Below are 13,740 nucleotides of genomic sequence, written 5' to 3' on the forward strand. Positions count from 1 at the left end.
TAGACACCCCTGTTTTTTAATAGAAAACCTTTCCGGTCAGGATCATCATTCTACCGGTAAAACACTTGATTTTACCGGTAGAAATGTATAGGCACAAAGGTATTTAGTTCAGTCTCAAATGAAAGGGCAAAATAAGACAATAAAAGGGGAGTTTGCGACAGATATAAATGTTACCACGTTAGTTGGAGCAACGATACTCCTTGTCCGGGTAAATCATTTGGCAACACTATTTCACCATTTTCCGGTTGCAGCCATGCGGGTGAAGACAGTAACTGCAGCTGTCCTGCGCTTTCCAGCTGCGCGATCTGTGAAGCATCCGGGTGCTGAGGCGATCCCATTTTCTTCCAGGCTTCGTATGCATTGCTATGTGCAGCATCAATCCGGTAATGCTTTAATAATACGCGGGTGGCGGGTAGTCCTTTTATTTTTATTTTTACGGGAGATGATTGTGCCGGAATAATGTTGTCGTCATGATAGTTCCACACCATTACGCTAACGCTATGCTCATCACCGGCCGCCAACGCATTAATATCACGCTTTGCGCCCCGCACGCTGCTATCGAGGATCTGCCGGTAGTTATAATTGGTTGCCCCGCTTACCTCCAGCCTGTTGCCCTGCATCAGGCCAAACATCCGGAATACATTTAAAACGGGTTTATCCACGCCGTTGGTAGCCAGGTCGCGGAAACCCGCAAACCAGGGCTGGTCTTCAAATTCAAAGGCCCACGTAACGGCGCCTGCCAGGTTTACGCCACGGGCAGCCGCCAGGTCATACTTCCGCGCAAAAGAGGCGGCGGTATAACCTGAATACATCGTACCATTACGGTATGCATTGGCAGGATGAAATGCTTCTGAACACGCGGCACACCCTTCCGGATCTGATTCACCGATAATAACAGGCAGCTTCTTCAGCGATGGATAAGACGCCACTATTTCAAACCCTTTATCGATATCACGCAGTTGTGCAGCCATGTTCATCTGCACCGCTCCATTCACCACTTTGGGCGAACCTTTCGCATGAAAGGTGATCACATCCAGCGGCGCGCCGGTTTTGCCGGTAGCGTAATTCTTGCCGCTCACCACATGATCCAGGAACGTTTTAAAAAACTTTGCAGATACATCCCAGTTGGGACCTGTTACCTCCGGACCGCCAATCCTGGCAGTGGGCAATGCCCGCTTCACCGCATCTGCAGTATAATCATACAGCTTAATATATTCTTCTGTAGTGCCTTTCCAGTAACCGATATTAGGCTCATTCCATAACTCCCAGTACCAGCTTTCCACTTCCGCTTTTCCATAACGCGCTACGGAATGCTTTACCCACTCATATACCAGGGCCGCAAATTTCTGATAGTCTTTCGGAGGATATGCCCAGCCGGTAAATATATCGCCATACTTATTATCCGGCTGCCAGTGGTGCCGGTAAGGCGACGGCTTCACGGATAACGCCTCCGGCATAAACCCGATTTGCGCAATAGGCTTCATGCCACGTTCTACAAACGTGTCAAAGATCTTATCAATGATCGTCCAGCTGTACACGGGGTTCCCGCTGGCATCTTCGGTATACGCATTGGTGGAGCCCCATTTCAGCGCAGCCGTACCATCGCCGGTTACCAGCAGGCTATGTACCCGCACGTATACAGGTACTTTGCTCAATGCAGCAATTTCCGTCAGTAATTTCCTACCACCTTTCATATAGGTATAGTTGGGCTCATCGTAGCCAAACCAGGCCCATATGGGTTTCAGAGGTCCTTTGCTTTTCCGGGCATCTACTCCTATCAACAACGTGTCCTGCTGCGCATTACCCGGCAATGCCGGTAAAAGCAGCAAGAGCATAAACAGGTGTAACAGGCATCTTTGCATGATCAGTTATTTTCTTGTTATATAACAACTGTGGTAAATGAGAACCGCGGTATTAATACTGGCCTTCACCCCATACTGCCACGCGCCAATGGTTACCTTAACAGGAAACCTGCTGCGGAGCGGTATCATCTCCTATCGCTTTCCGCTTCCGGTACAACAGGAACACGCGGTACATCACCAATGCACTCGCAAGGATCAGGAATACATAGCTAAACGACAGGTGTCTGCCATCTTCGGCAGGCAACACATATATCAATCCATAACTCAGCATGGAAACAATTACATAGCACAATCCACCCGTGAGCCCGCCGGCTATCCCTGCATTTTTGGGAAATATCTGCAAACAAAAAGTAAAGTAATTATTGTAGGTAAACCCTGCACCCACATGCACCAGGAAAGCAAACACCAGTATCGTCCACAACCCGCCATACAGGGAAAACATCGCCAGCAACAGCAAAGCCGCTGCCAACTGCAACACCACGTTGATGCTCATCTTCTTCACAAATGGCTTGTTGATCATCCCCTTCCCTAAAAATCCACCCACCATCCAGGCAAAACCCAGGAACAGCGAACAATAACCGGTGATCACGGGCGACAGGTTAAAATAATGCTCAATAATAAAAGGACCGGACATGTTATATACCATCACCATCGAATAGGCCAGTCCCAGCATCACTATACCCAGTGTAAAACTGCCGGTACGTATCATCCCGTAATAAATAGACAGGATCTTTGCGGGGTGAAACGGCGTGGTATGCTGGATGGTTTCCCCGCTGAAGATCAACTCCATCAATAATAACACTGCGGCAAAACCACCCAGGAAATAGAAGTTGGATTCCCAGCCAAAGTTTACCTCAAGATATCCCCCGATAAAAGGCGCTACAATAGGGCCGGTAGACCAGATAATCGTAAAAAGACTCAGGTAATGTTTCAACTGTTCCCCCTTGTAGAGGTCTACAATAAAAGCACGCTTACTCACTACCATCGCTGCTATGGTAATACCATGCAACACCCTCATGGCGTAAATCACATAAATATTGTGCGTGTTGGCAATGGTTACACACGATGCACAAAATATCAGCATCGCCACCAATGAAATCCGGTACCGGCCAAAACTATCCAGCAGGCCACCTATAAAAAGCTGCGATAAACCGTAGCTGATCAGGAAAAGACTCAGCGTAAGCTGGGCCTGGCTGTTGGAAATACCGAGGGCATGCGTCATGCCCGGCAGCGACGGGATATATATATCCGTGGCAAACCCCGACATGGGAATCATGGCAAAAGCCAACAGGGTGGCTATTCCTAAGTTCTTATCTTTTATCCTTTTCTGCTTAACAGTGCTGGTGATCATATTACAGTTGCTGGTGATTCGTTCACCGCAAATTACTGCATCTGGTCAACTTTACCACCCGGCGATTTATTGTTTACCCGTTTTGAACTTAACCAGATACCTGCCAGCACCAGCAAGCCGCCGGCCATTTGCCAGGAAGTAAAGGTATCTTAAAGGAAAATCATAAATTCAGGCTGCCTCCAAAACAGGATAAGCCATAGATAACCCATAGATAACCCATATTTGAGTCATAGATAACCCGTACCTATAAGATACCTGTTATATATGGGTAAACATTATTTTATTTCCGGGTGTAATATGACTATACCCGGAAAGTACCTATAAAAACAGATATATCAGTTATGGCTTATTTTACTAATGGCATTACCTTTCTGGGCGCAATGGGCAATTTGACGGCCTATAAAGTGAGGGGATCTGACAAGGTTATTGTCCGCTCCAAAGGAGGCGCTTCCAAAGAGCAGATCAAACATTCCCCGGAGTTTGAACGTACCCGGGAAAACAATATGGAATTTGGCGGTTGCAGCTATGCATCCAAAACTATCAGGCAGGTATTGTTTCCGGTAAAGCACCTGGCAGATTACAATTTCACGCCTAGCCTGAATAAACTGGCGAAAAGTATCCAGCTACAGGACAAAACCGGCGACAGGGGACAAAGGAGTATCCTGCTATCCCAACATGGATATTTGCTGGAAGGGTTTCAACTGAATAAAAAGAACACATTCGATAGTGTGGTTCGACATCCTGCCGGCTGTATTATTGACAGAGAAACAGGAAGCATGGAGATACAACTTCCGCAACTCAGGTCCGGATTCAATTTAGTGGTACCCTGGCAATATCCTTTTTTCCGGTTTACCATTACGTTCGGGATGGTAGCAGATGTTGTATGCAAAGAAAACAATTACCAAAGCCGGGAAAAGCTACCTTTCCCAGCAACTGCACATACCGAATGGCAACCGGTAAAACAGGATTTTGAGGCGCAAAAGATGGTACTGCAACTCACAGACCTCGTAGAACCGGACAACACCAAAATGTTGCTGGCGGGCATTGGCATTGAAATAGGAACGCCTGTTACCAACGAGGTGATTGACGTGGTTAAATATGCAGGTTGTGCAAAGATCCTGGCAACGGGGTGATGTGTCTAATTTTGCATCCTGAATTCATTGGGCGTATAGCCAACGCGTTTCTTAAAAAGACGCGTGAAGTGCTGCGGGTACCTGAATCCCAGCTCGTAGGCAATTTCACTCACCGTTTTGTCGCTGCCAAAAATCTTATTTTTTGCAACGTCAATGATCTTGCTTTGAATATATTCCTGGGCAGGTTTCCCTGTTTCTTTCTTGATCAGGTCACCAAAATACTTTGCTGAAAAATGCAGTTCCCCGGCGCAATAAGCCACACTCGGCAACCCGATAGTATATGGTTTCGCGGAAGAAAAGTAGCCATTCAATAATTCTTCGAACTTCTCCAGTACGCCTTTATTTGCCGCGTCCCTGGTAATAAACTGACGGTCGTAGAAGCGGTCGCAGTAGTTCAGGAGTAATTCGATGCCGGATGCAATCACCTTCTTACTGTGCTTATCAACGGGTTGTTGCAGTTCGGCTTCAATTTTTGCGAAAAGATCAAGCACCATCTGACGTTCTTTCCCGGAGAGGTGCAGGGCTTCATTGGTGTGATAGCTGAAAAAATTGCGTTCCTCGATACTCTTTGCGAGTGAAGTTCCCAGCAACATATCGGGATGAAATACCAGGCCATGCCCCAGCGGCTGGTAGTAGTCCACCTTATTCTCCACATCAATCGCCTGTCCAGGTGAAATAAAAACCAGTGTGCCTTCCTGGTAATCATAATACTGCCGGCCATATTTTAAATCGCCACACTTTACGTCTTTTAAAAAAATACAGTATAGCTCAAAGTTCATTTTAGATCCTGTTCTTTGCTTTGCCCTCGAAAAATCGATCACGCTTACCAGGGGATGCATGGTTTCATGGTTATTGAATACATTGTATTCGTTAATAGTTTTAAAGTTATATGCCTTGTCCATATCAATAGCGTTTGCTCCGTCAAATTTAAGGATAATAGCAGCGCGTAGGCTCCCCTCTCCGGTTAGTCAGTAATATTGGTAGGAAAAACAGGAATCCATCTACCAAGTGCTCCTTTTTCAGTTCTACTTTTGTAAAAAAGAACTACCAAAATGAAAACAACTATTATCGGGCTGTTGCTGTTTGTTATAGGTGTGCAGTTATCCAGCGCACAATCCACCGGACCGGAGCAAACGCTCATCGACCTTTCCAAAGCGAAATGGCGCTGGATGGCCGACCGGAAAACAGATTCACTGGACGCGCTTTTTAATGAAAAGGCAGTTTTTGTTCATATGGGAGGCACCATGAATAAAGCGCAGGAAATGGCCACCATTAAAAGCGGGGGCATTCAATACAAGCACGCGGAGATTTTTGAAACTTCGGTGCGCTTCATTGATAACACGGCTATCCTGCTCAACAGAATCCGGCTTACAGCAATTGTAGGCGGTAATGAGGTGGTTAATCCTTTCCAGGTGACTGAAGTATATGTGCAGCAGGGTAGTAAATGGACGCTGGGATCGCTCTCTTTCACCCGTTTGCTTGGCCAGTAGTGCCTTCTTCTAAAAGTATAGATATGTATAATAAGATAAACATTATTGCCGGGATACTGATGACTGCGTTGGCCGCAGGCAACAGCTGCGCAGCCCAGGAGAGCGGCCCGCTGATGATTCAGCAACAGGGCAGCTTTGCGGTGGGCGGCACGGTGATCACTCGACCCGGTACTTTTGATCCAATAAAACATGGCGCATACCAGCCCGTAAATCCGCCTACCGACGGACAGACCCTGCATGGCGACCATGCGTATGTTTTCTACCAGGTTCCGGTGAAACCGCGTAAGCTGCCTTTGGTGTTCTGGCATGGTCACGGGCAGTTTACAAAGACCTGGGAAACTACACCCGACGGCCGTGAAGGATTCCAGACGATCTTTCTGCGACGCCGGTTTCCGGTTTACATGATCGACCAGCCGCGGCGCGGGCACGGAGGCCGGAGTACGGAGCCTGCGAACCTGGTTCCTACACCGGACGACCAGCTTTGGTTTGGCATTTTCCGGCTGGGGGTATGGCCTGATTTTTATCCCGACGTGCAGTTTTCAAAAGATCCCGAAGCCCTGAACCAGTTCTTTCGCCAGGGGGCGCCCAACACGGGACCGTATAATGTAGAGGTGAACACCAATGCGGTATCGGCCCTTTTTGACAAGATCGGTTCAGGAATTTTGGTCACTCACTCACAGAGCGGAGGTTTGGGCTGGCGTACTGCACTAAAGAATGCCAATATCAGGGCTATCGTATCCTACGAGCCGGGCGGGGATTATGTGTTTCCTGAAGGAGAAGCACCTGATTCTATTGTGCTTGGCGGGCGCACCATAAAGCCGCCCACCATTCCCTTAGCGGAATTTCAAAAGCTCACCAAAATACCGATAGTCATCTACTACGGCGATAATATACCTGGCAGTCCAAGCACGAATCCGGGTCAGGAACAATGGCGGGTATTCCTGGAAGTAGCAAAAAAATGGAAGGATGTGGTGAACAAGCATGGTGGTGATGTTACGTTGGTACACCTTCCAGAAATTGGCATTCATGGTAATACACACTTTCCGTTTGCCGATCTGAACAATGTAGAAATTGCGGACCTGCTGTCGACGTTTTTAAAAGACAAAGGGCTTGATTAAAATGATGATATGATGATGAGAATATTCAGTAAAATGATGATGATGATGAGCATGTTAATGGTGACTACCGGGAGTATATCCGGGCAGGGACAAGCCAATCTTTCTGTTAAACAGCAAAGCATGGTACCCATTGCGGCATTTACCGCCAATGGAGAACAGGCTTATTTAAAAACTGCATTGGAACAGGGACTGGACGCGGGGTTGAGCCTCGCAGAAATAAAAGAGATATTGGTTCAGCTATATGCTTATGCGGGGTTTCCCCGGAGCCTGAATGCCATTAGTACACTTCAAACGGTTAGTAAAGAGCGTAAACAAAAAGGTATCAGTGATGAGGAAGGCAATAAGCCATCCCAGGTGAGTTTTAAGCCGTCAAAGTTTGCCTATGGTAAAAACGTACAAACCAGATTAACCGGCAGCACCGCCACTGGTGCAGCGCAGCAATTTGTACCGGTAATTGATATTTTTTTAAAAGAACATTTGTTTGCAGATGTGTTCAGTAGGGATGTGTTGAATGATCAAAGCCGCGAGATTGCGACCATTACAGCCCTGGCAAGTATGAGCGGCGTAGAAGCCCAGTTAAAAGCGCATCTGAATGTAGGCAGGAATGTGGGACTTACTGAACCACAGTTGAGGGACATTGCTTTTATTATCTCCACAAAAATTGGCTGGCAGCAGGGTAATGTGGTATCAAAATACCTCGACGATATGTTTAAATCACAGGAACGCCGGGCAATAGTAACCGCAAACGGAGTGAGTGTAGAGAAGGTTACCTTTCCGAATGACCATATTGCTGTTGTTGGAAATCTTTACTTTCCCCGAGGTTTTGATAAGAACAGGAAATACCCCGCTATCCTGGTTGGTCACCCCGCCGGTGGTGTGAAGGAACAGACTGCCGGTATTTATGCGCAGCAACTGGCAGAGCAGGGATTTATCACGCTGGCGTTTGATGCCTCTTACCAGGGCGAAAGCGGCGGCGAGCCGAGGTTCCTGGAAGATCCGGCGGTACGGGTGGAAGACTTCCGCGCAGCAACTGATTATTTAAGTATTCATCCTTCCATTGATCAGCAACGGATAGGTGTGCTGGGCATTTGTGCAGGTGGCGGCTTTGCTATCAAAGCCGCAGAAACGGAACACCGGCTTAAGGCAGTAGCAACGGTAAGCATGGTTGACCTGGGGCTACTCCGCCGTGAGGGTTTAGAGGGTGTTTTAAAATCCCAAATGCAGCAGCGGTTGGATGAAGCAGGCAAACAACGTACACGCGAAGCCAATGGCGAGCCGGTAAAGTATGTCAACTATGTATTCAATACCCGTGATGAGATTCCGGCCGGTGCAACAGGCATGTACAAGGAAGGTTATGAATATTACAGAACGCCTCGCGGTCAGCATCCAAATTCACAGAACAAGTATACGTTCACCAGTTTAATTAAACTCATGAACTTTACAGCACTCGATCATGTGGAAATGATTGCTCCGCGCCCATTGCTGCTGATTGTAGGTAAAGTGGCGGATTCACGCTATTTCAGTGATGATGCTTTTGCAAGGGCGGGCTCGCCTAAAGAACTGTTTGAAGTGCCGGGCGCTTCGCATATTGACATGTACGATAAACCGGAATATGTACCACAGGCAGTAAAAAAGCTAGGCGCTTTTTTTAATGAACATCTTAAATAAACGTTATGATCCGGTTGATTGGAATAGCAGGTTTTATAATGACGATAGCTTTCAGCAGCTGCAACGGACAGGTAAAAAAATCCGGTAACGGAAATGCTGATAGTACCAAGCAGCTGTTTCCTAAAGGCAACAGGGTTATCAGCAGGAATTTTACCGGTACCGTTTACCTGCAGATGCTGGTGGATGCCGATACCACTTACCATACAAATATCGGGAATGTATCTTTTTCGCCGGGAGCAAGAACCAATTGGCATTCGCATCCCGGCGGCCAGATTTTACTGGTAACAAATGGTAAAGGATACTACCAGGAAAAGGGGCAACCCAAACGGATCATCCGTGCAGGTGATGTGGTAAAGTGCCCGCCCAATGTTTTGCACTGGCACGGCGCAACGCCTGCTGATCCGATGGTGCATATTGCCATTGGTCCTAACCTGGATCATGGCCCCGTGGCCTGGCTAGAGCCGGTGGGCGACAGTGTTCATACTTCAGGCGTAAAGTAGTTGCATTTGTTACCCCGCCACGCTATCCTGATCCGGATCATCTTTGGGTTCCCAAAGTATTTGCCATAATCATAGTCCGCAATCATATCTACGATCGTCAGGTTCTCCTTTTTTAATTCGGCTACCAGTGCAACAATATTTTCCACCCGGTAATTAATCATAAATGGCCTGGCTGACGTATTCGCCGGCAGCCAATCCGAGATTTTTAGCGTACCATTCGTTTATCGCCTGCGGGTTATCGCACTTAAAAAATACACCTCCAAAACCGGTTACTTTTTTCATGATTAGCGTTTTCGTTGTGCCAACAAATGTAATTTTAGGTACAAAAATTTTAATATATTTTTGGACATACCAGATTTGTTTTTCATGATTAAGTTATTTTCCGCCGGTTTCATTATTTTTCTGCTGCTTACCAACCACATGATCGCCTGCGGCCAAACATCAGCAGCAACAAATAACAGCGCAAATGCGGCGTTAATAAAAGTTTTGAACCGGTACGCCCATTTCCCAATGGAATTGTGTGAGAAAAAACAGGCAGCTGTATTTTCTTTAAGAATCAGATTTAATTCCCAGGGAAAGATTTCAAAAATTGAACCTTCAAAGTATGTTCCCGCTAAGATGATTCCTGAGTTAACGGCAAAGGAAAATTATAACAGTGTGGATTGGAAAGAGTTGGTGAAAAAGGATCTGGAAGAAGGAGACGCGGTCATTATTCCTTTTGTGGCATATAACCCGGCGGAAAACAATTCAGTATTTTATGAATATACAATGGAGGATATCTTTAAATTTCCTCCGGAAGAAGGGGCATTTATCAATTGCACGATCATGCAAACTTATGCCATTCATTACGGCAGCGCGATGAAATGAACATTGTTCAGTGAACCCATAAACAGAATAATATAACCTAATCCTTTTATTGGTTGCCGTCAGGAGAATACTGCACTTTACTAAAATTACAGCTATTTATGCAGCCGGGCGTATTCAATTTATTCATTCCTGAAAAAGTGAACAGGGGGCTTTACTACTTAATGCCGGGAAGGCGCCCTGTTTCCTTATCTGTACAATTTGGTATCTTGCGCCCTTACCCAATTTGTTCGCCTGCATGAAACGTAATGTTGTGTCGCTTACTTTTAATATCTTCCTGGGGATTGGTTTACTAATGGTCACCGGCGCCTCGGTGATATACTACAATATTCAGCGATTCAATGCATCCGCGGTAAAAACCAGCGGAACGGTAGTGGACCTCATACCGAAGGGTAAGCGGTCTTACGCCCCGGTTGTTACCTATTACGATGAAGCGGGTGTGAAGCATCGATATATTTCCAGCGTTTCTTCCAATCCTGCCGGTTACGAAATCGGGGAACGTGTGGGCATGTATTATGACCCCAAAAATCCCGACAATGCAGAAATAGCTGGCTGGCGGGAGTATTTTGGCGTTATCATCGTTGGTGGCCTCGGGTTAGTATTCAGCCTGATTGGACTGGGTTATTATATTGTGAGAAAGGTGAGCCACTCGCGCAGGGACCAGCTCAAACAATCGGGGCAGCTGATCCAGGCCGACTTTGATTCGGTAGACATTAACAGGTTTGTTCACGTTAACCATCGTCATCCTTTTTTTATCCGGTGCAACTGGAAAGATCCGCTCACCGGGGAAAGCCGCCATTTCAAGAGTGGCTTTATATGGTCTGACCCTACCCCGATGATTGGTCTTAATAAAAAAATAGACGTATACATAGATAGAAATAATCCACGCAGGTACTACGTGGATATTTCTTCTTTTGAGCCGCAGTAGAGGCTACGCCGGGCGGTATCATTGCACTTTCTGCTGTTGCTTCAGCAGGTTAGCCCTGTTCAGGTCTTTTTGTGCTTCCTTTATATTGATTTCGTTAGCCAGCTGCGTTTTCAGCCGGCCCCTGTTCTCAAAGAATTCGGCGTGTTTATTATTAATCATTATTGCCTTATTGAAATCTTCCAAGGCAGAAATCTGCTGGTTCAGCTTCAGTTTTATCATTCCCCTGTTATTAAACATCATGGGGAGCTGGTTGCTGCTGACCCTATCAAATAACTTGTCGATCTGATCCAGCGCCTGCTGAAATTTCTGCTGCTGATACAACTGGTTAGTGCGGTTAAGCAACTGTTCTATACCTTCGGCCTTCACCAGGCTATCGATATTTAAAAAACTGCTCAGGGAAGCCCCCGGCTGATTTACGAAATTATAGCCCCCGGTTATTGCCAGCAGCCGTTTGGCTTTGGTAGGGTGAGTGCATCCGGCTTCGAGTTCCGGGGTAGGATGTTTATCAACCGCCATAATCCCCGACTGCGCGTTCTTCAATGTTCCATTCAGTTTCTTGATAATATACCCGGAGAAAAAATCCGACGCTAATTCTCTTTGCCTGGAAAGGGAGTAAGTTAATGCCTGGTTCCGGATGGAGTGACCCAGAAAATGGTGTCCTACCTCATGAGCGAAGATGGCAAAGGCCACCCAATCTGTATTCTTGGCTACCAGTTTGTCGAGGTACTGGCGATTGTATAAAATATACCGGGTACTGTCGCCGCGAAGCATTACCGCTTTAAACACAGGTCCCCGGAAACGGCATTCATAGAGTATAAAATTTGCAGCCACCTGATTTTCATTTTCCATTCCTAATAATCCCTGGATCTTAATAACTACCATTGCAGGCGTAAAGCCATCCGGGCTTAATGATGGTTGCATACGCGGAACACATTTATCTTCCAGCTTATTGCTAACAAAACTGCATGAAAAAAGAAAATCCTCATCCTCCGGAATAGTATCATTAAGCGGCTGTATAGCAGGAATAGCCTGGCTATATCCCTTATATTGTACCAGCAACAGCATGACAGCTGTACCTAAAAGCAGGTACTTTATATACTTTGCCATTATCGTGTGAGGTTATAGGTGATGGCCAGAAAATTCCCCCATTTGTAAAACGACTCCGTTTCCACCGTTGTTCCAATAGTAGCTTTTGGTACGATCTGTCCTTCCTGGTACTTTGATGAAAGCAATGTTGCCTGGGTGAGGACCCATCCAAAAGTGGCAATAAACCGTTGTTCACGGCCTATGGCGGCGGAAATTCCCACATGGTAATTGAACTTTGTGGAAGATCCGGTAGACAAGCTTACCCCTACGGCCAATGCAGGCTGAAAGTCCCACCCTGTTCTGTAATAGGCGTGCATCAATGCACCGAGGGCGGGTACTACTTTATTGCGGTTATCATTTTTTCCTATTTTCACATTATCCGGATCGCCGGGGATGCTGTCCAGCCGGTAAGACTGATCAAAAAAATTGTTATTCCCGAAGTTCAGAAAGAAGCCGGTACTGAAATCGAGTTTAAACCCGCCATACGTTCTGACAATAATGGGGGTTTGTATACCAGGATCGGCGCAGATGGTGTTGTCTTTGGGTTCTATTTTAATGTCAAATTTCAGTTCATCTTTATCGGCAACGGCAGCCTGTCTTATCGTATAATTTACCGGGTTAATCACTTTATAACTATTCACTATTAAATTCTTCTGATCAAGCAGCTTATAATTTTCAATAAACGCTATAGCTTTTCTAACAGCTTCCTCATTGGATTGCATTGAATCCACTCTTTGATTTGTCTCTCTGATTGCCAAATCAAGAGTAGGGTTATCATTTTCAAAATCAGTTGCCTTACCGGCCTTCTTTAAGGTCAACAATTTGGCCATCAGCTTATCTGCATCCTCTTTAAATGACTTCGCCACTTCATTAATTTCCTTCTCCAGCAGCTCGAGATTCGCCTTTTCAGTGGTGGCTACCTCCGTGTAATGGTCCAGGATATTGGTAACCTGGGCAAGCAATAGATCCTTTGATGTAGCAGCGACTTCCGCTCCGATTTTATTTTTGTTGACAAAAATAGTGGTTGCTGCTAACAGATCTTTCTCCGCCTTTGGATAAGTTCCATCACAGGCCTCCCTTATTGTTACCAGTTCATTTTTATAATACAGACTATTTTGCAGTACTTCAACTGCTTTCTTGAACTTATTCAGACTCTCCCAGTACTTGTCTAGTTTCTCATTTAGCTTTTTATGACTAGCTTTAAAAGGGATTAACTCAGCATCCCACAATCCTTTTTGTTTCAAACCACCATCACCTAAAAATGACGACTCCAGCCCTTCTTTAGGATCCTCTGCTGTACTGAGATCAACGGCTGACCCATCCAGTTTCTTGAGGATATCAGGTTGTTGCAGGAAGAAATTGGTGCTGGTATTATTTACCTGGATATTGTAGCGGCTTTTGTTAATGTTGATGATCTCCAATACAACCAGGTTACCATGACTCACGCGGCGTTTTATTTTTGATTTGGGTAAGTCCTGGTAATTAATCAGGATGGTATCAGGCGTTTGAGCGTACAAATCCGCCATAGGCAACAGGAATAATAATGAAAGGAGTCTTTTCATGTGTGTAAGTATTAGGGATGAGGAATCACAATCAGGGGCTACGTGCTACTTCAAAAAATTAATGCCCTACAATATAGGAATTATTAATATACCTACAAAACGTCCTTTTAAAGCTGACAGTGCTGCATCAAAAAAAGCCACCCCCTTACAGGGATGGCCATCATCACTCTTTGATTTT

The 13,740-nt window shown here is 45.9% G+C and carries 14 protein-coding genes; 7 read left to right on the forward strand and 7 right to left on the reverse strand.

Translation table 11 applies throughout. The annotated features are described in order from the left end of the window. Nucleotides 1-170 precede the first annotated feature (170 nt). Both ACMXI2_RS14930 and ACMXI2_RS14935 read right to left on the reverse strand, forming a co-directional pair. Complete coding sequence (locus ACMXI2_RS14930) at nucleotides 171-1,862, reverse strand: GH39 family glycosyl hydrolase (protein WP_483782362.1); 1,692 nt, start codon at nucleotides 1,860-1,862, stop codon at nucleotides 171-173. A gap of 97 nt (nucleotides 1,863-1,959) precedes the next feature. Next, entirely contained in the window at nucleotides 1,960-3,213 is a 1,254-nt protein-coding gene (locus ACMXI2_RS14935; protein ID WP_483782363.1) for an MFS transporter, read from the reverse strand. 341 nt (nucleotides 3,214-3,554) lie between these two features. Here ACMXI2_RS14935 and ACMXI2_RS14940 point away from each other — a divergent pair, with 341 nt between their 5' ends. Further along, nucleotides 3,555-4,346 (forward strand): hypothetical protein, encoded by a 792-nt coding sequence (locus ACMXI2_RS14940; protein WP_483782364.1) that lies wholly within the window; start codon nucleotides 3,555-3,557, stop codon nucleotides 4,344-4,346. Between the two features lie 5 nt (nucleotides 4,347-4,351). Here ACMXI2_RS14940 and ACMXI2_RS14945 read toward each other — a convergent pair whose 3' ends face one another. Further along, a complete protein-coding gene (locus ACMXI2_RS14945) occupies nucleotides 4,352-5,248 on the reverse strand; it encodes a helix-turn-helix domain-containing protein (RefSeq protein WP_483782365.1) in 897 nt (298 codons plus the stop codon). Nucleotides 5,249-5,398: 150 nt separating this feature from the next. Here ACMXI2_RS14945 and ACMXI2_RS14950 point away from each other — a divergent pair, with 150 nt between their 5' ends. The 4 genes from ACMXI2_RS14950 to ACMXI2_RS14965 are packed head-to-tail and all read left to right on the forward strand — an operon-like array spanning nucleotide 5,399 to nucleotide 9,122. Further along, entirely contained in the window at nucleotides 5,399-5,836 is a 438-nt protein-coding gene (locus tag ACMXI2_RS14950; RefSeq protein WP_483782366.1) for a nuclear transport factor 2 family protein, read from the forward strand. Nucleotides 5,837-5,859: 23 nt separating this feature from the next. After that, nucleotides 5,860-6,954, forward strand: a complete 1,095-nt coding sequence (locus ACMXI2_RS14955) for an alpha/beta hydrolase (RefSeq protein WP_483782367.1) — start codon at nucleotides 5,860-5,862, stop codon at nucleotides 6,952-6,954. Between the two features lie 9 nt (nucleotides 6,955-6,963). Beyond that, a complete protein-coding gene (locus tag ACMXI2_RS14960; RefSeq protein WP_483782368.1) occupies nucleotides 6,964-8,622 on the forward strand; it encodes a carboxymuconolactone decarboxylase family protein in 1,659 nt (552 codons plus the stop codon). Between the two features lie 5 nt (nucleotides 8,623-8,627). After that, a complete protein-coding gene (locus ACMXI2_RS14965) occupies nucleotides 8,628-9,122 on the forward strand; it encodes a cupin domain-containing protein (protein WP_483782369.1) in 495 nt (164 codons plus the stop codon). On the opposite strand, the gene ACMXI2_RS14970 is transcribed toward ACMXI2_RS14965, so the two are convergent. Continuing rightward, entirely contained in the window at nucleotides 9,101-9,283 is a 183-nt protein-coding gene (locus ACMXI2_RS14970) for a hypothetical protein (protein ID WP_483782370.1), read from the reverse strand. The two genes, ACMXI2_RS14965 and ACMXI2_RS14970, sit on opposite strands and share 22 nt — an antisense overlap. Then, the gene (locus ACMXI2_RS14975; RefSeq protein ID WP_483782371.1) at nucleotides 9,276-9,404 is read right to left on the reverse strand and encodes a hypothetical protein; all 129 of its coding nucleotides are present in this window, start codon (nucleotides 9,402-9,404) and stop codon (nucleotides 9,276-9,278) included. The genes ACMXI2_RS14970 and ACMXI2_RS14975 overlap by 8 nt, the downstream gene beginning before the upstream one ends. Before the next feature lie 84 nt (nucleotides 9,405-9,488). Between ACMXI2_RS14975 and ACMXI2_RS14980 the strand changes: the two genes are divergently transcribed. Then, the gene (locus tag ACMXI2_RS14980) at nucleotides 9,489-9,989 is read left to right on the forward strand and encodes a hypothetical protein (protein ID WP_483782372.1); all 501 of its coding nucleotides are present in this window, start codon (nucleotides 9,489-9,491) and stop codon (nucleotides 9,987-9,989) included. Between the two features lie 235 nt (nucleotides 9,990-10,224). After that, nucleotides 10,225-10,914 (forward strand): DUF3592 domain-containing protein, encoded by a 690-nt coding sequence (locus ACMXI2_RS14985; RefSeq protein ID WP_483782373.1) that lies wholly within the window; start codon nucleotides 10,225-10,227, stop codon nucleotides 10,912-10,914. Between the two features lie 18 nt (nucleotides 10,915-10,932). Here ACMXI2_RS14985 and ACMXI2_RS14990 read toward each other — a convergent pair whose 3' ends face one another. Both ACMXI2_RS14990 and ACMXI2_RS14995 read right to left on the reverse strand, forming a co-directional pair. Next, on the reverse strand, nucleotides 10,933-12,021 hold the full coding sequence (locus ACMXI2_RS14990) for a M48 family metalloprotease (RefSeq protein WP_483782374.1): 1,089 nt from the start codon (nucleotides 12,019-12,021) through the stop codon (nucleotides 10,933-10,935). Then, the gene (locus ACMXI2_RS14995; RefSeq protein ID WP_483782375.1) at nucleotides 12,021-13,562 is read right to left on the reverse strand and encodes a hypothetical protein; all 1,542 of its coding nucleotides are present in this window, start codon (nucleotides 13,560-13,562) and stop codon (nucleotides 12,021-12,023) included. The genes ACMXI2_RS14990 and ACMXI2_RS14995 overlap by 1 nt, the downstream gene beginning before the upstream one ends. Nucleotides 13,563-13,740 lie beyond the last annotated feature (178 nt).

The sequence above is a fragment of the Chitinophaga sp. G7 BAM 1005 genome (assembly GCF_057126945.1).

What these genes read in the sequence shown, in the direction of transcription:
- ACMXI2_RS14985 (WP_483782373.1), top strand. Translation starts at nt 10,225, where the DNA reads ATGAAACGTAATGTTGTGTCGCTTACTTTTAATATCTTCCTGGGGATT.
- ACMXI2_RS14935 (WP_483782363.1), bottom strand. Translation starts at nt 3,213, where the DNA reads ATGATCACCAGCACTGTTAAGCAGAAAAGGATAAAAGATAAGAACTTA.
- ACMXI2_RS14995 (WP_483782375.1), bottom strand. Translation starts at nt 13,562, where the DNA reads ATGAAAAGACTCCTTTCATTATTATTCCTGTTGCCTATGGCGGATTTG.
- ACMXI2_RS14960 (WP_483782368.1), top strand. Translation starts at nt 6,964, where the DNA reads ATGATGATGAGAATATTCAGTAAAATGATGATGATGATGAGCATGTTA.
- ACMXI2_RS14945 (WP_483782365.1), bottom strand. Translation starts at nt 5,248, where the DNA reads ATGGACAAGGCATATAACTTTAAAACTATTAACGAATACAATGTATTC.
- ACMXI2_RS14965 (WP_483782369.1), top strand. Translation starts at nt 8,628, where the DNA reads ATGATCCGGTTGATTGGAATAGCAGGTTTTATAATGACGATAGCTTTC.
- ACMXI2_RS14940 (WP_483782364.1), top strand. Translation starts at nt 3,555, where the DNA reads ATGGCTTATTTTACTAATGGCATTACCTTTCTGGGCGCAATGGGCAAT.
- ACMXI2_RS14970 (WP_483782370.1), bottom strand. Translation starts at nt 9,283, where the DNA reads ATGATTAATTACCGGGTGGAAAATATTGTTGCACTGGTAGCCGAATTA.
- ACMXI2_RS14950 (WP_483782366.1), top strand. Translation starts at nt 5,399, where the DNA reads ATGAAAACAACTATTATCGGGCTGTTGCTGTTTGTTATAGGTGTGCAG.
- ACMXI2_RS14930 (WP_483782362.1), bottom strand. Translation starts at nt 1,862, where the DNA reads ATGCAAAGATGCCTGTTACACCTGTTTATGCTCTTGCTGCTTTTACCG.
- ACMXI2_RS14975 (WP_483782371.1), bottom strand. Translation starts at nt 9,404, where the DNA reads ATGAAAAAAGTAACCGGTTTTGGAGGTGTATTTTTTAAGTGCGATAAC.
- ACMXI2_RS14955 (WP_483782367.1), top strand. Translation starts at nt 5,860, where the DNA reads ATGTATAATAAGATAAACATTATTGCCGGGATACTGATGACTGCGTTG.
- ACMXI2_RS14980 (WP_483782372.1), top strand. Translation starts at nt 9,489, where the DNA reads ATGATTAAGTTATTTTCCGCCGGTTTCATTATTTTTCTGCTGCTTACC.
- ACMXI2_RS14990 (WP_483782374.1), bottom strand. Translation starts at nt 12,021, where the DNA reads ATGGCAAAGTATATAAAGTACCTGCTTTTAGGTACAGCTGTCATGCTG.